General features: G+C 61.9%; 19 protein-coding genes. 10 read left to right on the top strand and 9 right to left on the bottom strand.

All coding sequences use genetic code 11. From position 1 onward, the window contains the following. Nucleotides 1-554 (bottom strand): transposase (locus J7I84_RS21390; protein WP_251045929.1); only part of this gene is annotated, 554 nt, incomplete at its 3' end. 420 nt (nt 555-974) lie between these two features. Beyond that, the gene (locus J7I84_RS01445; protein ID WP_214939650.1) at nt 975-1316 is read right to left on the bottom strand and encodes a nucleotidyltransferase family protein; all 342 of its coding nucleotides are present in this window, start codon (nt 1314-1316) and stop codon (nt 975-977) included. A gap of 275 nt (nt 1317-1591) precedes the next feature. On the opposite strand from J7I84_RS01445, the gene J7I84_RS01450 reads away from it, so the two are divergent. Next, a complete protein-coding gene (locus J7I84_RS01450; protein ID WP_214939653.1) occupies nt 1592-2071 on the top strand; it encodes a hypothetical protein in 480 nt (159 codons plus the stop codon). A gap of 571 nt (nt 2072-2642) precedes the next feature. Here the strand turns inward: J7I84_RS01450 and J7I84_RS01455 are convergent. Beyond that, entirely contained in the window at nt 2643-3989 is a 1347-nt protein-coding gene (locus J7I84_RS01455; protein ID WP_214939656.1) for an MFS transporter, read from the bottom strand. An 830-nt stretch (nt 3990-4819) separates the two neighbouring features. Here J7I84_RS01455 and J7I84_RS01460 point away from each other — a divergent pair. The 9 genes from J7I84_RS01460 to J7I84_RS01500 all read left to right on the top strand — a co-directional run bounded on the left by J7I84_RS01460 (nt 4820) and on the right by J7I84_RS01500 (nt 11821). Beyond that, nucleotides 4820-5023 carry a hypothetical protein gene (locus tag J7I84_RS01460; RefSeq protein WP_214939659.1) on the top strand — a complete coding sequence of 68 codons (204 nt, stop codon included), beginning with the start codon at nt 4820-4822 and terminating at the stop codon, nt 5021-5023. After that, nucleotides 5023-6159 (top strand): thiolase family protein, encoded by a 1137-nt coding sequence (locus J7I84_RS01465; protein ID WP_214939662.1) that lies wholly within the window; start codon nt 5023-5025, stop codon nt 6157-6159. The genes J7I84_RS01460 and J7I84_RS01465 overlap by 1 nt, the downstream gene beginning before the upstream one ends. Before the next feature lie 91 nt (nt 6160-6250). Then, entirely contained in the window at nt 6251-7048 is a 798-nt protein-coding gene (locus tag J7I84_RS01470; protein WP_214939664.1) for an enoyl-CoA hydratase/isomerase family protein, read from the top strand. A 105-nt stretch (nt 7049-7153) separates the two neighbouring features. Continuing rightward, nucleotides 7154-7930 (top strand): nitroreductase, encoded by a 777-nt coding sequence (locus tag J7I84_RS01475; RefSeq protein WP_214939666.1) that lies wholly within the window; start codon nt 7154-7156, stop codon nt 7928-7930. 123 nt (nt 7931-8053) lie between these two features. Then, nucleotides 8054-9124 carry an acyl-CoA dehydrogenase family protein gene (locus tag J7I84_RS01480; protein ID WP_214939669.1) on the top strand — a complete coding sequence of 357 codons (1071 nt, stop codon included), beginning with the start codon at nt 8054-8056 and terminating at the stop codon, nt 9122-9124. Next, the gene (locus J7I84_RS01485; protein ID WP_214939672.1) at nt 9121-10266 is read left to right on the top strand and encodes an acyl-CoA dehydrogenase family protein; all 1146 of its coding nucleotides are present in this window, start codon (nt 9121-9123) and stop codon (nt 10264-10266) included. The genes J7I84_RS01480 and J7I84_RS01485 overlap by 4 nt, the downstream gene beginning before the upstream one ends. 217 nt (nt 10267-10483) lie before the next feature. Then, nucleotides 10484-10657: a hypothetical protein gene (locus tag J7I84_RS01490; RefSeq protein WP_214939675.1), complete on the top strand. Its 174-nt coding sequence runs from the start codon at nt 10484-10486 to the stop codon at nt 10655-10657. A gap of 734 nt (nt 10658-11391) precedes the next feature. Further along, nucleotides 11392-11586, top strand: coding sequence for a hypothetical protein (locus J7I84_RS01495; protein ID WP_214939678.1), 195 nt, complete (start codon nt 11392-11394; stop codon nt 11584-11586). 49 nt (nt 11587-11635) lie between these two features. After that, nucleotides 11636-11821, top strand: coding sequence for an alpha/beta fold hydrolase (locus J7I84_RS01500; RefSeq protein WP_214939681.1), 186 nt, complete (start codon nt 11636-11638; stop codon nt 11819-11821). Nucleotides 11822-12678: 857 nt separating this feature from the next. Here the strand turns inward: J7I84_RS01500 and J7I84_RS01505 are convergent. The 6 genes from J7I84_RS01505 to J7I84_RS21715 all read right to left on the bottom strand — a co-directional run bounded on the left by J7I84_RS01505 (nt 12679) and on the right by J7I84_RS21715 (nt 17545). Continuing rightward, nucleotides 12679-13437 carry an IclR family transcriptional regulator gene (locus J7I84_RS01505; RefSeq protein ID WP_214939684.1) on the bottom strand — a complete coding sequence of 253 codons (759 nt, stop codon included), beginning with the start codon at nt 13435-13437 and terminating at the stop codon, nt 12679-12681. Nucleotides 13438-14413: 976 nt separating this feature from the next. After that, nucleotides 14414-14866: a hypothetical protein gene (locus tag J7I84_RS01510; protein ID WP_214939687.1), complete on the bottom strand. Its 453-nt coding sequence runs from the start codon at nt 14864-14866 to the stop codon at nt 14414-14416. Continuing rightward, nucleotides 14863-15315, bottom strand: coding sequence for a hypothetical protein (locus J7I84_RS01515; protein WP_214939690.1), 453 nt, complete (start codon nt 15313-15315; stop codon nt 14863-14865). Before J7I84_RS01515 ends, J7I84_RS01510 begins: the two co-directional genes overlap by 4 nt. Before the next feature lie 1005 nt (nt 15316-16320). Continuing rightward, a complete protein-coding gene (locus tag J7I84_RS01520) occupies nt 16321-16650 on the bottom strand; it encodes a multidrug efflux SMR transporter (RefSeq protein WP_214939693.1) in 330 nt (109 codons plus the stop codon). Further along, on the bottom strand, nt 16647-17000 hold the full coding sequence (locus J7I84_RS01525; protein WP_214939696.1) for a multidrug efflux SMR transporter: 354 nt from the start codon (nt 16998-17000) through the stop codon (nt 16647-16649). Before J7I84_RS01525 ends, J7I84_RS01520 begins: the two co-directional genes overlap by 4 nt. Further along, nucleotides 16997-17545, bottom strand: a complete 549-nt coding sequence (locus J7I84_RS21715) for a TetR/AcrR family transcriptional regulator (protein ID WP_214939699.1) — start codon at nt 17543-17545, stop codon at nt 16997-16999. The genes J7I84_RS01525 and J7I84_RS21715 overlap by 4 nt, the downstream gene beginning before the upstream one ends. Between the last annotated feature and the right edge of the window lie 74 nt (nt 17546-17619).

A 17619-nucleotide genomic window follows, 5' to 3' on the forward strand; every position in this document is an offset into this window, starting at 1 on the left:
GACTCATAGGTCAGCTGCCGCGCCGGGTTCTCGAAGTGCTGGCGGGCCAACCATAGTTCGTGGGTTCCAGTCCAGGCCTGCCCGCCCGAATACACGATGCCCTGACGCAACAGGAGCTTGGAGATCCGGTGCCGGCAGCGCATGAGGTCCCCGCGGACATCCTCACGGGAACGGACCAGATCCCGGGCTGCTTCCTGTTCCACCGAGGGAACCTGGACCGCTGTGATCTCGCCGAGTTTGAGCAACCGGGCCAGATGCAGAGCATCCTTGGCATCGGTCTTGACCCGGTCGCCGGACGGGCGCTGAAGCTTCGATGGAGCCGCGACAACTGTATCGATCCCGGCGGAAAGCAGGAATCTGGCTAAACCGAAACCTGTCGGGCCGGCCTCGTAAACAACCTTCGCCGGCGGAGGCAGCGAGATGATCCAAGCAAGAATCTCCTCTCGGTCAGGCGTCAGACGTTGCCGGAAAAGTTCGCCGGTCTGACCGTCCAAGGCGCAGGCAACGACAGTTCGGGCATGGACATCCAGGCCAACGCTTGTACGCTCGAACATAGCTGGAACCTCCGAATTTCAAATGTGGCTCTACCTGTTCGCCAAGTGTGGCAGGCAACCCACGTCTTGCTTTGAAAAGGAGGTTCCAGCCTTCTGGAACACAGTCCCCGAGGGGGCCCCTTCTGATAGAGGCCATCAGCGCCGGCAAAGGAGCCGGAGCGCCGAACCCCTTAAGTCAGCCCTATCGAACAGGGCGCTCCCGGGTCCGGAGCGGCGAAAATGGCCTTCAGAAGGGCCCCCGACCACCGGCGCCCCTCCTTCACCCATATCGTCTAGTGGGGGCTACAGGTAACCCAGCTCGGCGTTGAGTGTGCGCAACCACGCATGGAGTTCGTTCATGATGGGTCCTCTCTCGGGCCTCCGCGAGGTCGGCAGGAGTGCCGATGTCGTGGTTCAGGCCGCCAAGGTCGGGCAGTCTGATCAATAGTGATTCGGCGAACAACACGCGCCGGCGCGGTGTCCAGAGAGCCCCATCGCGCGCAGGCAAGTGGCTGCCACGCGGACGTGGTTCGCACGGAAGTCGCCGCGCAGCCACTGCGGGTGACCGGACGCGTCGGTCAGCACGACACCGTCGGAGTCATCGGCCGGATCGGATGCATTGAGAAGCAGCATCACGGCGTGCGGAGCGCGGGGTAGGTCGCAGGGGAGCACCAACATGCGCTCGGCGTCAGGTGCCTGGCGTCCGAGTTCGTCGTGTTCGGCGAGATGGTCATGGTCGGGGAATGCGCCATGGATCACAAACGCCAGGATCGAACAGATCAAAAGAACACGGCGACCCCGGCTGGGTGAGCGCACTGCGCGCCCCGGCGAGTCAAGGCCCTGGCCGCCGACGACGGAGCGCTGCAGATGTCCCTGTTTCGATGAGACGGACCTAAAGGACATCTCCCAACCGACCATCCCGGCGAACGACTCATCGGCTGCCCCAACCCCGCCCTGCCGTACGAACGGGCCCGCAAGTGTGGGGAACTGGTCACCGCCACCGACGTCGAACAGGCAAGAATCACCGCCGCCGCCGAAGTGGCCTGGACGGGATCTACATGATCCGGACCACCGTCAACGCACCCCGGATGGACGCTGGCAAGGTCGTGGCGACCTGCAAGTCCCTCGCCAACGTCGAACGCGACTCCCGCTCGATCAAAGGGATCGATCTGCAACTGCGCCCGGTCCACCACTACACCGAAACCCGGGTATGGGGCATGTTCATCCGCATGCTCGCCGTCTACCTGGCCTGGCAACTGCGCAAAGCTTGGGCACCGCTGACCTTCACCGAGGAACACCGGACCGAACCGGCGAACCCTGTCGCCTCCGCCACCCGCTCTACCGCCGCGCAGAGCAAGGCATCCCGGCGCACCATAGCAGGCGGACAATCTGCCAACAGCTTCCGTTCGCCGCTCCGTCACCTCGGGATCCTTGCCCGCAACCGGCTGCGCATCAACGGCACCGGGAAGTACTGCGGCTTTGAACTCCTCACCACGCCCACACCCACCCAGCGCCAGGCCTTCGAACTCATCGGGTAGCCCATCCCGACCATCATCGGAGGCAGGTAGCCAGACAGACAACCACCGGGACTCGTGAAATCCCGGCCCCAGCGGGGATTTCACGCGTCACGAGAGACGTAACTTCGGGTTAGTTTACGGCCAGCACGCCCGGACCGCGGACGTCGGCCCGGTGCCGCCGTCGGACACAATCACGGCGGCACCGAGATTCTTTCCAGTAGCGCGCACGATGTCCCAGTACCACGTGGTGTTGCGCCGGAACGCGCGGGCCGATCCCGTATCGGCTACTGAGGTCTGCGAGGCGTAACTGGCGACCCATTCTTGGAACCGCCGCAGCTGCTAGCGGCGCATGACGTTGGGACGTTTCCGGACCGCTGACGCGCCACAGTTCGGGCATCGCCCGCGTTTGGTACCGGCGGCCGTGCGCCCGTTCCTTACCCGAGCTTGTTCGATGCCCGACACGTAGCGGGCGTGCCAGTCGGCTTCGAGCATCCCCAGCGTTCATCACCGCCGTGGATACTCGCCACCGGAACCCGTTCGTCCGCGCGATATAAATCCTAGCCGCCTCGATCGGTTCGCCCCAAGGGGAGGATCAGCTTTCAGTACCCGTCCGTGCAGGGGTGTGACTCTCGGTCAGACTCACGGCGGGAGCTACCGTCCTTCCCCCCCAGGCTGCAATCACGAAGAGGGCGCCCCCTATCGCGAAGAGGACCGATACACCTAGGGTGCTTGGCGCGGCTGCTGAGCCGACGAGTGCGAGCGCGACCACCGGTCCGAGACCTCCCCCCACCGCTCCGCTGGTTTCCTTCCCGACGCCGATACCGGTGACGCGAATATTCGTAGAGAACTGGCGCGCCATGAACGGACTCGTCGCGACAGACAGCAGAGGGGCCAGGAAGCCCGTTCCCAGGATTAGCGCTACCCAGATCCAAATCGGTGACCTCGTGTCGAGCAGCCAGAAGAAGGGGACGGAGTAAGCAATCACCAACACGCCGCCGATGGCGAGAACCCATCGGATCGGAACCGCGTCGCACAGCCTTCCACACAGGGGCGTCCAAATAATGGCGAAGAGGCTAGCCAGCGTGACCCCAAAGGTACTGACCGATGGTCCGACATGTTGAAACTCTGTCAGGTAGGAGAGCGCAAAGGTCTTCCATAACGTAGCTACAAGGGCGTACCCGGTGTACACGATGAACACTATGACGACGCCCCTCCAGTCCGACCGGAAAAGATCAGCCAGCACACGGGGCCACGAACGCCGCGCCTGATCAGGACGCAAGTCCAAGAACTCCGGAGTCTCGGGAAGCTTGAGGCGAATGAGGTACCCCACGCCAGCCAATACGAAGCTCAAAACGAACGGGATGCGCCAGCCCCATGAGAAGAAGAAGTCATTCCCCAGCAATGCCAGTCCGGCGACAACCAACGAAGCGGCGAAGACCCCGAGATTGACGCCGAGCGTCGGTAGGGATCCTAATCTGCCCCGTCTCTTGGGGGTCGCGAACTCATAAGCGGCAGCAATTGCAGAACTGAACTCCGCTCCAGCGCCGACTCCCTGGACGATCCGCAGAAGAACAAGCAAGATCGGAGCCGCTATGCCGATCGTTGCGTAAGAAGGAATCAAACCAATCAGTCCGCTTGAAACGCCCATCAGGACCAAGCTCCAGGTAAGTACGGTCCTTCGACCGAACTTGTCTCCGATGATCCCGAATATTAGCCCCGCAAAGGGTCGTGCGAGATATCCGACGCCGAATGTTGCCAGCGACGCCATCGTGCTGGCAACGGAATTCGAGGACGGGAAGAATGTCGGACCAATAACAAGTGCAGCCATAGCGGAGTAGAGAAAGAAGTCGAAATACTCGAGAGCGGTGCCCGTGACGATGGCCGCGCTGACGCGCCTAGGTGAAGCCGGCCTCGAGGGTTGAGTAGCAGTAGCGTTCATACGTTTGCCTTCCGTCATTGGTAAGGTCGGTGGCCCTTCCGGCATTGGTAGGGTCAGCACGTAACACGTTCCGCCTGGTGGAACGGCGGACCAACCTGAGTAGGCTCTATGATGATCGTCACAATGAGCCAGTGTCAAGTGCTCGTAAAGAGCCTTGGGGACGGGCTTGGTTCAGCTGTGCTGCCAATCCCGAGTCGATTCCGAGGAGGGGTGCGGCCAGGGATATTCCGCGCGGGCGTCCTGGAGGGTCCTTGTCCCTTTGCATTGGGGTGCCGCGGCACATGACGGTGCCCGTTGACGTTTCCGCTGGTGATTACCGTGCACGTCGCCCCCGCCTGGAAGGCTCTTGCGCTTCTGTTGACAAGTCCACAAGCTCCCGTCCATGATGGATGTACCGGTAAGCGGCATTCCGTTCCGCTGAATGGCACAGCCCTGTGACTCGGCAACCGGCGTAGCAAGAAACTTCGAGCGCATTTGGGCGAGGGTGCCCCATAGCACGACATGCACTCGCGCCTACGGGATGGGTTGCAGCGTCAATGCGTCAGGGGGGCGAGCCGGGGCTGAAGGCACAGGTCAGTCGACACAGAGGTCGGGCTGGATACACAGGGCGACACAGCAAACGTTTTGGAACGAGGCGCAGGATGGTTTTGAAGGATAACCCGAGCGAGGAGGCAGGGCCTCAGTGGCTGGACTCTGAGCGAGGGACCCAGCTGATTGGGTGGATTTGCCTCAGGTGCGGCCAAAGGGGCGTCCCGCGTCAGCGCTTCGGGTGCGAGCGGTGCGGAGCGCCTGGCAATGAGATCGGTGAGACAAGGTTCGAGGCCCGCGGAGTGTTGCGCAGCTTTGCCGAGGTCCATCGGCACGCCAAGTGGCCGGTTCCATTCGTCATGGGGGAGATCACCTTAGACGACGGTCCGACGATCCATGCGTTCCTGGATGACGAGGTTGCATGGCACCCTGGCGCGACGGTCGTCGGCCAGGCCGGCGAGCGGCTGCTCCATTCCTATGTCGTCTTCACGTCAGGAGAACACTGATGGTTCTGATTACTGATCTACGTCCCGTGCATGTGGTCGGCATCGGTCTGCACCCCTACCAGTACCCGACCGAAACGTCGTACATCGAATTGGGCCTGCAGGCCGTTAGAGAAGCCATCGTCGACGCGGGGATTACCTGGCCGACCGTCGAAGCCGCGTTCGTCGGCACAGCTAGACTCGGCATGGCGGCGGGGGTCCCCATGCTCCGGTACCTCGGAATGACGGGACTTCGAGTTTCCCAGGTCGAGAACGCCTCGGCTACAGGCTCCACGGCATTCCGGCAGGCCGTCGCAGAAGTGGCGAGCGGTTTGGCCGACGTGGCTATCGCCATCGGAGTCGACAAGCCGATCGGAAGGATCGCTGCTCCGGACACGGGGATAACACCGATCTCCCCGGTCCAGGATGTCCCGTTTGCACGCTATGCGCTGCTGACCGAGCGTTATCTGGCAGAGGCGGGATACACCAAAGAACAGATCGGTCTCGTCGCCGTCAAGAACCACAACAATGGCGCTCTCAATCCATACGCACAGCGCAGAAAGAAGCGGACGCTCGAGGAAGTGGTCCGCCCTCCCTACGTTGCAGGATCGCTCAACAGTTTGCAGATCACCCCCATCGGTGAGGGTGCCGCGGCAGTCATCGTCATGTCCGAGGAAGCGATGGAGCGCTACAAAGTCGATCAGAGCCGTTCGGTCCGCGTTGCCGCATCTTCGACAGTGAGCGATCAGGCATTCGACGGCGCAAACGCCGACGTCGCGTTGACCCAAGCCGCGACCCAGGCGGCGTACGAGGAATGGGGCGGGGATCCGTCGGATCTCGATGTCGTCGAGGTGCACGATGCGTTCGCGATCGAAGAGTTGTTGTTCGTGGAGGCAATGGGACTGTGCCCACCAGGGCAGGGCGCTGCCGAACTCGCGAAAGGGTCGTTCGACATAGGTGGCCGCCACGCCGTCAGCCCCTCTGGGGGACTGCTCTCGATGGGACATCCCCTCGGCCCGACTGGCCTGGGGCAGATAGCCGAAATCACGAGGCAACTGCGAGGAGAGGCAGGAGTCAGGCAACAGCCGGACGCCAAGGTCGGTCTGGCGCACATGGTCGGGATCGGCCCAGTTTGCGTCGTGCACATCCTGCAGCGATGAGGATCGCAAACAAGCACTTGTAAGAAAAGCGGCTGCTTTTGACCATAATCATCGAACAAGTACTCGTTCGGTGACCGAGGAAGGATTGTCAATGACGACGGAAACGAATGACACAACGGATGAGCTCCTGACAGAGCGACGAGGATCGGTGTTGTGGCTGACCCTCAACCGGCCGAAGGCGCTAAATGCCATAACTGCAACCATGCTGGATGCTCTCGTCGCTGCTGTTGAAGCGGGCGATCGCGATCCGGAGGTGCGCGCGATGGTGCTCACTGGCAGCGGACGTGGGTTTTGCGCTGGCGCGGACCTGAAGGACAGCGCCAAACGGACTCCTGAAGAGGGCGCGAAGTTCGTCAAAAAGATCGGCGAGCTCACCAGCTTCATCGAGGCGAGCGGCACCCCGGTGATCGCCGCAATCAACGGCATCGCCGTTGCCGGCGGTCTGGAACTCGTTCTCTCCTGCGACATCGTGGTGGCAGCGGAGTCCGCAGTTATTGGTGATTCCCACTCGAACTTCGCGATGTTCCCCGGCGCCGGAGTCACCGTTCGGCTTCCCCGGAAAATCGGACTTAACAATGCCAAGTACTTGATGTTCACCGGGCAGACGCAGACGGCGCGTGAGTGGATGGCGCACGGTCTGGTGAACGAAGTCGTCGCAGATGCAGAACTCATGGGTTCGGTTGAGCGCCTAGCCGAGACGATTTCTTCGAAGAGTCCGCTGGTGCTCGCGCGCATGAAGCAGGCGCTGAACGACTCCCTCGACCACCCTGTCTCGACTGGTCTGCGCTACGAGCGTGCTCTATCTGCTGCGCACAGCTATTCCTTCGACCGCGTCGAGGGACTGTCCGCCTTCCGCGAGAAGCGAGTTCCCCAGTTCGAGGGCAGGTAGGGTCGAGTGCCAAAGCCGCAGAATTCTCTCGTTGGACACCGACTTACCGCCCCACCGGACGAGACCCAAACGCCACATCAGCCGGTTCAATCCGAGGAGCAGCCGTTGTCCGCATCCAGAGTTGCAGCGCAGATTAACGACCCCGACAGTGTCTTGGCTGCTATCGAGACGCGATTCGCGTGTCGGGCGTTCGACCGCAACCGTCCGATCGATCGCGAGGTCGTCAAGGAAATTCTGCGCGTCGCCAGTAGGGCTGCATCCGGGACGAACACGCAGCCGTGGAAGGTTTACGTATTGGAGGGGCAGCCGCGCGACGACCTGGTGGCCGAGGTGTTGGCAGCGGATGATGCTGTCAGCGACGATCCGAATCTCGTGCCTGCCTACCGCGATGACCCCGATTTCTACCCCAGCGAGTGGGTGTCGCCGTATATCGACCGAAAGCGGCAGAACGGGTGGAGCTTGTACGGCCTGCTTGGGATTGCGCGGGGGGAAAAGGACAAAATGCGCGCGCAGCGACAGCGCAACTATCACTTCTTCGACGCGCCAGTGGGACTGATCTTCACTATGGATCGAGTTATGGGGCGCGGCTCATTCCTTGACTACGGAATGTTCATGCAGAACATCATGCTTCTGGCGAGAGCACACGGATTGCACACATGCCCGCAAGCGGCATGGAACTATTACGGCAAGGTCATCCTTCCCTTCTTGGACGCCGGACCTCACGAAACCGTGGTCTGCGGCATGGCACTTGGTTACGCGGACCAGCAAAAAATTGTCAACACTCTCCAGACTCCGAGAGAGCCCTTGGAAGTCTTCACTCGGTGGGTTGAGTCGTCAGGGGAGCGGATCGTCACGGGTCATCAGCTCGGCGAGCGACCGTGACCCACCCTCGGGCGCGAAGCATACGTCGGCAACCACGTGACCTCATACCAGGGGCCGGTAGTGCAACGAGTGGGATGCATGTGCCCGGCACTTACGGCAGCGATCAGAAAGAAGGAATGAATGTTGGACGATGAAACGCGCGAGATGCTTCATCAAGCTCTGGCGGAAATCTTCGCCGATGAGCCGTCTGATCTATGGGGCTCTCTGCAAAGTACCGGTGTAGACAAGGCTCTGGTGCCCGAAAATAAGGGTGGCATCGGTGTGAACTGGGCGATGGCTTGCGAACTCTTGGAGATCGCAGGCAATAACGCCGCTGCTGTGCCCCTTGCTGAGACGATGATCGGCCACTGGCTGATTGATCTGGCAGGTGCACACGAGACGGATCAGCCCACGATCGCATTTGCTTCTACGGACGCACCGGTCCACCTGAGTCGCGCAGGGGATACGTGGCGCGTGGAGGGCACTCTCAGACGTGTCCCGTGGGGTAGTACGGCTACGCATGTCGTGTTCATCAGCGACAGCCCTTCGCCTCAACTCGTCGTAGTGGACCGCCAGGCGTCGGGTGTCTCCGTTACATCTGGTCGCAATCTGGCGGGGGATCCGCGCGACGATATCCGGCTCGAAGGCGTCATACCTGCCGAGGTCGCGCCTGCGCCGTTTGAGCCCAGATCGCTGCTGGTGATCGCTGCTATCGCCCGTAGTGCATTAATGGCAGGTGCTCTTGAACGTGCCCTGACTTTGACCGTGGAATACGCAAACATGCGAGTGCAGTTTGGCCGGCCGATCGGCAAGTTCCAAAGCATTCAGCAGAACGTTTCTGTTCTCGCAACGCAGGCCGCAGCCGCGCGCGCAGCCACGGAAGCCGGTGGTGAAGCGATCGACGAATGGCTTGCGAGTGAAGACGAATCGCTCTTTCACAGCGTGGCTGCGCTGAGCGCTAAGATCCGTACCGGGGAAGCTGCGGGAGCGGGCGCCGCGATCGCACACCAGGTGTTCGGGGCAATCGGATTCACCGAAGAACTCAATCTGCAACTGTTCACCAAACATCTCTGGGCCTGGCGCGACGAGTTCGGCAATGAAGCCTTCTGGGCGGACGAACTGGGGCGACAGATCCTCGGCGAAGAACTCGAGACCACCCTGTGGCGCACCCTGGCACCCGTGGGTGCTGGTATCACTTTAGGAGAGTCGAAATGAACGCTCTGACCTTCCCATCCCCTCGGCTGTCTGAAAAGGGCGAACGGCTACGAGCCGAGGTGCGGGAATTTCTTGACGGTTTCGAGTGGCCCGTCGATCGTGACGCGGCCACTGCCTTCGGTGGCTACGACCCTCAATTCAGCGAGGCGCTCGGCGCACGTGGATGGATCGGCATGGGTTTTCCCTTGGAGTATGGCGGAGGTGGGTACGGCCTCGTCGAACGCTATGTCGTACTCGAGGAATTGCTCGCGGCACGCGCGCCCATCACCGCGCATTCGGTAGCAGACAGGCAAAGCGGCTTTCTGCTGTTGCGGTATGGCAGCGAACGCCAGCGCCAGGAAATCCTTCCCCGCATAGCCGCAGGCAAGGCGTACTTCTGTATCGGGATGAGTGAGCCAGATTCCGGATCGGACCTTGCTTCGGTTCGAACTCGCGCCAACCGAGTCGACGGAGGTTGGCTTGTGAGTGGAACGAAGATCTGGACGACGAATGCCCACCGCAGCCACTACATGATACTGTTCTGCCGCACCGCGCCGGCCGGCGAGACGCGACACGAGGGTCTGAGCCAGTTCTTGGTTGATATGAGTACGCCAGGCATCGTGTGTCGGCAAATCACCGACATTGCCGGGGGCAAACACTTCAACGAGGTGCACTTTCAGGATGTATTCCTTCCCGACGATGCGATCATCGGCACCGAGGGAGATGGCTGGAATCAGGTCACCAGTGAGTTGGCTTTCGAACGAAGCGGTCCGGAGCGATTCCTCTCGCATCTTCGCGCGCTCGAAGAGTTCGTCAGGATCTTGAAGCAGCATCCCTCGGCTGAAGGTACGAGAGTAATCGGGCGAATGGTGTCCCATCTTGTCACGCTGCGTCGGATGTCGAGGTCGGTGGCTTCGATGATCGCCGATGGGAAAGATCCTGCGCTCCATGCGGCGCTGGTGAAAGACCTGGGCACCTGCTTCGAACAGGAGATTCCCGAAGTCCTTCGGTTGGCCTTGCAGACAGAGCCTGACTCGGACGCCTCCAACGCCTACCAGGCAATGTTGGCACATGTGATACTTAACTCGCCTTCGGCCACGATCCGCGGTGGTACGAAAGAAGTGCTGCGAAGCATTGTCGCGAGAGGTCTGGGATTGCGGTGAGCACGGTGGCGAATAGGGCAATTTAGGCGAGGAAGCTGTCGACGAGGCGGGCAAACGGGCGGCGGGCGTTGCCTATGAACTTCGGCCGCGCTGCGGTGGGGTTCGAGTGAGTAGAGGCCTCCACCGGCGTGCAGGCGTGAAGATCACCGATGGGGCGAGGGTGGCGAGAAGCTCGCCGCGTTCTTGATAGAGAACAGACTGGCCTAAGGGACGAACGATGACGGAATTTTCAGCCGACTCGATCCTTGTGCTGCTCGACGCCGTTCCTGGGGGTGAACTGTCCAAATCCGCAGCTGACCCATTGGGAGCGGCCCGGTCCGTCGGTACCCCGGTGGCACTCATCGTCAGCTACGGCGCCCAGCTCGATGGGTTCGCCGCTTCCGCCGGATAACTCCGTGTGACGCGGGGCTTGCTGCAACCGGAGCCGACGCGGACCTTACGGCACCGGTCGTCGATGCGATTGCGGCAGCGGCGTCGCTTGTTCAACCCGACGCGATCCTCGCCTCAGACACGATCGGAGGGACACGATGTTTCGGGTCGGTTCGTCGAAGACCTGTTCATGTTCCTGCCACCGCTGAATGAGGCGCTCAAGGCGAATAAGTCGTAGTGGTTGGCTCGGTGCTCATGCGGGGGGGGGTCCCGCGCATTCAGGGCGGCGAGGCGTGGCCCGGGCCCGGTGACGTATCAGAGAGCATCGGTGATTCCGGTGTGGTCGGCGGCGCTTCCGATGCTGCTCCCGCCGCCATCGCAGCGTCCCCCATGGGGGCCACTCCCGCTGTGCCGTCCTGCCGTTGAACGGCGGCGGACAGCGTAGACACTCTTGGCGACGCACCGGAGTTCACTTGGCCCGTGCCGGTGGACAAGCTATGCGTTCGATTCCCGCGGCTGGCCACGGCGACAGTGCATGGGCGGCTGACGGTGACAGTTCCGCCGCCGCGCTCGTAGCCGACGCGCAAGCCATCATTGAACGGATCGGTGAGATGCCGGTGCACATGGGCGCGTCGATGGGCTGCATGACCTCACTCATCGGCGAGGGCGAGCGTGGCCGGGTTGGCCCGCGCCCTCGTGCTTGTCGGCGTCGTAGCCCGGTTCGAGCCGGCGGGTATCAAGCACGTTTAGTCGTTCTTGGCGAGTGCGCCGCACGGGTTCGCGACACTGGAGGCTGCATCCGACGCCATCGCCGCCTACAACCCGCATCGACGGCGCCCGGGCAACTTCGACGGGTTGCGCAAGGACCTGCGCCAGCATGACGACGGCGGGGTGGTGCTGGGCACTGGCATTTGGGATCCTGCATCCCTGCGGATCACGAGCAAGCCCTAGCGCGAGGTCAAGGTACGAGCGTTCCAAGGCCGCCGCGCAGGCCGTTACGGTGCCGACCCAGCTGACCCGCGGCGGTAGCTCCGACATCGTCAGTGCTGCGCACGTGCACGAGATGTGCATGCTCATTCCGCATGCCGAAGCACTCGAGGTCGCCGCGGCGGGTCACATGATCGCCGGAGACGACAACGGCGTATTCATGGCGCGGCTCTCTGATGTCCTCGTCCGCCTAAAGTGACCCGAGATGCTGGAGTGCTCCTAAGATGACCGACCCCGCACCGGCGCCCCGCTGCAATGGACCACGCTGGCCGCCGGATGCTCGCACCCAACCCAGGGCCAATGACGCACGGCACGAACCCATTTTTTGCGCGCACCCGGGATCGGCGTCGCTCGTTGTGGTCGACCTCGGCCCTGACGACGCCGCGCACTTCGACCGGATCGCGGCTGCGGGGCAGGTCGAGCTGATTTTCCTCACCCAGCACCACCACCACGTAGACCACGTCGAGGGCGCACCCGGACTCGTCGCGCGAACGCGGCCATCCGTGCGAGCGTGGGATCCCGCCCTGCGCATCGACGGCGGGCCGGCGCAAGAGCGAAGTACGTGGCAGGCGGGTGCTGCGCACGCCAGGCCAGGCGGAGGATTCGGTGTTCTTCCTGATGCCGGAAGATAGCCCAGTCGCTCGCCGCGGTCGGTGCCGGCAGGCTGGTAGTGCCCGCACGCGGTCCGTCGTTGCCCGACCTGGCCGAGACGGCACGCCACTATCTCGAGCACGGGCGTATGCGTCTCATCGAGATGAGCGGGCGCTGCGGGGGCTTAATCTCCCGGCATCCATCGTTCCTGACACCCTTTCGAGGGTCACCAATCGCGGCTGCCTCGACCTCGCGCCAGCGTTCCGGTTCGCCGGTGACGCGTCCACACGCGCGCAGCTCGAGTACCTCTCTGCCCGCTGACCCGGGGCCTGTCTGATAACCGGCGTGCGCGAGGAGCCGGCGGTTTTCATGAGGGAGTGGTCGACGGCGGCCTCGAACGCGACGGGCTCACACGCTCTGAGGGGCGCCGGTATAGGCGGCCAAACTATGTTGGAGACAAGCTCATCAGCCTTCTCCCAGGCCGTGGGCGATGGCGCGTGCGGCCCCGACTACCAGCCTCCCGTATTTCTCTTCCAGTTCGGCGGAGATTCGATGAACCGGCGTAGAAATGCCTATACCTGCTACACCCACTCCGGCGACAACTATAGGCGCTGCAACGGCGTGGACGCCTTCTCGCCACTGCTGGTCAGTCACGGCGTAACCCGTCTTGCGAGCTTGGTCGATGACAGCCAGAAGCGCGTTTGCGTCGGTGATCGTGTGCGCGTTATAGGCAGTCAATCCACGAGAGACGAGTTCATGGATCTGGTCATCTGGCCATGTCGAGATCAGAGCACGGCCATTAGCAGAGACCAGAAGTGGTATCGACATGCCGAGCGCGATGTGGGCTCGCACCCCTTGAGGGCTCTCGAGCGACTCCAGGACGAAAACGGAATCTCCTTTCACGACTGCAAGGTGGACGGTCTCTCGGGTCTCCTCCCAGAGCTGCTGCATGACTGGAAGTGCGATCGCGCGCAAATCGTTGCCCGCGTGATGGCGTTGGCCCAACTGGAACATCTTGGGAGTCAGGGTCCAACGGGTCGTCTGATCGCGGACTTCGAAAGCCCAGCCACCCTCCTGCAGGGTGCGAAGCATCCGTTGCACGGACGACTTCGGGAGATCTAGATCTCTGGCTAGTTCTGAGACGCCCACCACCCCAGGCTCAGCGAGTCGCTCCAAGACCCGAAGCCCCGTCAATACGCTTCTTACACCTGCGCCGTCGTCCATCCCGATCCCTCTCGCCCGCCACGAAGGGCCATGCGCCCTCGGACTACTTTACTGTTGTCAACGGCAAGATACGTGATCCCCTTGCGGTCGGCCGACCCTTCTCCCAATTCAGCCTGTGTCTCGAAATTTCGGTGTCTCAGAAGTGCGTACAGGTGGATTTTAACAGGTTGCGGGCCTTGTCCTTTCGGCTGACCTTAAGGGTTGTGGCAGCACGCTCCGACGTCATTCGCTTTCGGCGCCGTTCCGATAGAGGACCCACCGCTGGGTACAAGGGGCCGGACTGCGAGCGGCGCGATGCGCCTTGGTTGCGAGGAAGGCCCGCCCAGCGAAAATCGGATATCAGAATGACAAACAGCAAAGATGCATCTGGTCATTCATGGTTGGGACCGGTCCATGCGGCATGACCGCCCCAACCGTGTGAGACGCCTACGGTGTGGGACGGGCGCCGGAGTGCCTTTCGAGGGCGGGTTCCGCCCGTTCGACGACGGAGCAGTCGTGGGCGTTGAGCCGTCCGGCTGCTGCGGGGCTGGCCATTTCGCAGTCTCGTATTTCGACGAGGCGTCGGTGAAGGTGTGTTTCGGCGTGAGGGCTGAGTGCTGGGTGCTGTCGGTCTGCTGGCACGTCGTCGATCGAGGATCAATTCTGGCTGGTCCGACGCGACTCTGTTCCAGATCGGCCCGATTTCCAGGAGCAGCAGGCGGACACGGAGCCCGAACGTGCGGTGATTGAGAGGTCCCGCCAGTCGTGGCAGGAGCAGCCCGACGCTGACGAGGAGAACTGCGAATGTTTCGCCAGTCCAGTAGAAGACGGTGAGGACCGCGGCTGCCGGCGGCTTGACTCTCGTTACGGCCTCGTAGAGGAGCAGGTCGAGCAGTACCAAGGCGAAGAGAATGCAGCCGATGGCGATGAGTGTAAAAGCCGAGCGGAAGGCCGGTCCTCGCATTGTCGGAAGATTTTTTGGCACACACGTGCGATATCAGGACAGATCCACATAATGAAGGCGTATCCGGTCCAGAGGAACAGCGCCATGCCTGGCTGTTCCCGTAGCTGAGGGGCAGGTCGGGTCTGTGGCCGGGGTACGGCTTGCCAGGAATCCTGCGGCCACTGCCGAGCACGAGCCCACCGCAGCCCACCGACCGATGGTGAGCTGAAGATGTCGTGCTTCGACGTCGGCAAGCTGCTGCCAGCAGGATGGCTGTCCGGAATTGCCGGAACCCGAGGAGCAGCGACAAAAGCGTGGCCAGGCCGACGTGGTTTTACCACCCGGCAACGGATCGAGGCCGTAGTAGACGGCAGGGATGTAAAGGGTGCAGGCGATCGCGGCGAGGATGGTCGCCCGGAAGACCTGGCCGCGGTGCGGATCGAGCGCGGCGGGGAGCCCTGAGAGGGGCAGGGCCCAGAGCATGGCTGCCGGGACATACTCCATCACCCCGAACACTTTGCGGAACGCCAATGGTTCGGGTGGGATACCGGCGTCGTTGTTGATGATGCGCGGTGCGAGCTGATCGGCGAGGGCTTCGGCGGCGAGTTCAGCGTCGTGGGGGTAACTGCTGCGGCGAGTGCCAGCAGCCCGCGTTCACCGTCGAGGTCTGGAAGGAGGCTTTTGACCAATTCATTGCTCAGGCCCTCACGATCGTGTTCGAGGATCATGTGGCTGAATTCGTGGAGGATGATCTGGTGCCGGGTGCCAGTCGGATTTGGCCGGTGCATGGAGGACGACGTCCCGGTCCTCGCAGAAGAGCCAGACTCGCCAATAGTGATGGTTCTGCCGTGCTTTCGCTCGAGTTTCTTGTGGATGAGCTCAAGCGTGGCGTTGTTGGGCAGGCTGAATGCGTGTTCCGCATTCCTCGCCGCGTTGCGGGCTTCACGGTAGTTCATTGCCGGAGTGGACGGGGGAGTGGGGAACGTTGGCCGGACCGATTTGGTCCAGGGAAAACCCGTGTGGGTAAGGGAGGAACCGGCCCCACTTGGGGTGAAATGCGGTTGTGTCTTCACCGGCCGACGGCGGGTGATTGCGTTGCAACTCGAATCCAGTTTTGAAGGCGGCCCGGGATGTCGAACCGGCGCGGGTAGGCCGGGTGCGGAGGTGAGGCGGTCGTCGTCGAGCATGGTGCTGATGAGCCAGTTTGCCAGGGGGCGCAGTGACGCCGGCTGGCGGTTTTGGAAGACCTGGACGGTGACGTCCATGAGTTGCTGGCCTTTCGGCGACGGCGCGACGTGGGCCGACTCGTGGCGATCGAAGAAATCCGCGCTTCGGCGGCAGTGATCGGCATTCTGTGAGGTTCTTGCGGGAGCTGAGTTCCCTGAAGAAAACGGAATGCGGCTGAGAGTTCTGAGGCTGTGGGTTTTCGCGCGCCGAGGATGGCTCTTGCGGTGGCTTTCAGAGAGGGGCCGGTGTTGCAAACAACCGACTTCGGGGTTGCGCTCTACGAGCCATCTCCCGAATCAACCGAACAGGGCTTTTAACGTTCCGGAAATGCGGGACGTCAACGCTCGAAATCTTTGGCTCGTAGGTTTGAGTTAGTGCCGGAAAAGGCATGCAGAAGTTCGAGTGGAATCATATTGGGAGGGGGCTGACCCGTGAAGTCTCGAAACTCGGCTCCCGATGAATCAGATGCGTCGCGGTCACCAGGATGGGAAACAGCCGACAGCGCGGAAACGTTGATAGGACCATATGACGAGGCCTGCCATCGACCTGGATGTTTTTGCCTGGAATTGCGTTAGTCGCAGCTGTGATGGGCACTAAGACGACGCCCTCCTACCCGCGCAAGGATTCGAATAGGCCAAAAGAGGCGCACATGCGATATTTGGAGTTGGCCGATAAGTCAGCCTGCGTGGCAATCAAGTCCTTGACTGGTCACCTTGGCCAGGAAGCTTTAGCGTTCAGTGGGCCAGGCCCGCGCCGATTTCAACCACCAAAACTCCTGCGCCGATGAGCGTTATACCGAATGCCATGAGCGGTGTCAGCGGCTCCTTGAAAAAGAGACGGGCCGATACTGCTGTGAGTGACACACCACAGGCAACCCAGATTCCGTAGCCCACTCCAAGTGCGAGCCCTTCGGCCAAGGCCAGGCTGAGGAAGACGAATGCACAGATATAGCCGACCACTATGGGAATAAGCCACAGCTTCTTCTTCAGCCCTTCCGAAGCCCGCAGGGACATCGTGGCACCAACTTCGGTAGCGATGGCCAGGCACAGGAAGACCCAGCTCATTGCGCATCCTTCGCTTGTTGGAGGCGCTTGGCGTTTTGCGATCCAAGCTCGACTGTTACGACGCCGGCGAGGATGAACATCATGCCTAGGCCCATCAGCCATGTAAGGGTTTCGTCAAAAATAAGGGCGGATAAAAGCGCGGTGGTTGTCACTCCACCTGCGCCCCAGGCGCCATAGGCAACGCTAATGCTCATGCCCAAGCGCAGGCAGATTGTGAGCAGGCCAAAGGCGGAGAAGTATCCGACGACGACCAACGCATACCAGCCCGGCGTTTCCATGGCGGCTTTGAGCGCGAGGGTAGCGCTCACCTCCGTTAGGACCGCCCCGCCGAGCGATAGCCATTTCTTCACTCTGCTTCTCCCTCCCGCACCAGGTCGATCAATTGCGCCAAAATGACGGATCGATCGGCTGCGCTTGGCCTAAGTACCCCACTGGCTTGCGCGGCCCATAAGCCATCCGCAGCCAAGCGCGCGGTCATGAGCCGGCTGCGCTGCCCAGGAGGCATACCCTCGGGCAGCGACAACCAACGCTCAAGTGGGCCGGTCCAGGCCGCTTGCAGCTCAGGCCAATAAGCGGACTGAAACCAAAGCGCCCATTCCGCGCGCATGTTTTCTCCCTGGGCCGCGGCCTGAATGTAGGCCCGGTACCGGTCAGCTACCGTTGCCCTCTCCGGGCTCGCGCCAAGGAGGTCAATCATTCTTCGCCGGAGTTGGTGGGCAGCATGTTCGACCAAGGCCACCATGAGTGCTTCACGGTTTGGGAAGTGGTACATCAGGCCTGGCTTGGTTATCCCGGCCTCGCTGGCAACCCGCTCAAGGGTGATCGTGGCACCCTGGTCCGAGCCGGCTACGCGCAGGCCTGCGTCAAGGATTCGAGGGCGTTGGCTTTCTCGCACATCCAAACTTTACCATCCGGAAGGTAAAGTATTCGGATGGTGAGGCAGAGGATCACTTGAACCCATGCATTATC

The organism is Arthrobacter sp. ISL-85, from assembly GCF_018613675.1.
In the GTDB taxonomy this organism is placed as follows: domain Bacteria; phylum Actinomycetota; class Actinomycetes; order Actinomycetales; family Micrococcaceae; genus Arthrobacter.

Excerpts from the sequence above, each read along its gene's own strand:
- J7I84_RS01450 (WP_214939653.1), top strand. The coding sequence starts at position 1,592 with ATGATCCGGACCACCGTCAACGCACCCCGGATGGACGCTGGCAAGGTC.
- J7I84_RS01455 (WP_214939656.1), bottom strand. The coding sequence starts at position 3,989 with ATGAACGCTACTGCTACTCAACCCTCGAGGCCGGCTTCACCTAGGCGC.
- J7I84_RS01465 (WP_214939662.1), top strand. The coding sequence starts at position 5,023 with ATGGTTCTGATTACTGATCTACGTCCCGTGCATGTGGTCGGCATCGGT.
- J7I84_RS01470 (WP_214939664.1), top strand. The coding sequence starts at position 6,251 with ATGACGACGGAAACGAATGACACAACGGATGAGCTCCTGACAGAGCGA.
- J7I84_RS01485 (WP_214939672.1), top strand. The coding sequence starts at position 9,121 with ATGAACGCTCTGACCTTCCCATCCCCTCGGCTGTCTGAAAAGGGCGAA.
- J7I84_RS01490 (WP_214939675.1), top strand. The coding sequence starts at position 10,484 with ATGACGGAATTTTCAGCCGACTCGATCCTTGTGCTGCTCGACGCCGTT.
- J7I84_RS01505 (WP_214939684.1), bottom strand. The coding sequence starts at position 13,437 with ATGGACGACGGCGCAGGTGTAAGAAGCGTATTGACGGGGCTTCGGGTC.
- J7I84_RS01515 (WP_214939690.1), bottom strand. The coding sequence starts at position 15,315 with ATGAACTACCGTGAAGCCCGCAACGCGGCGAGGAATGCGGAACACGCA.
- J7I84_RS01520 (WP_214939693.1), bottom strand. The coding sequence starts at position 16,650 with ATGAGCTGGGTCTTCCTGTGCCTGGCCATCGCTACCGAAGTTGGTGCC.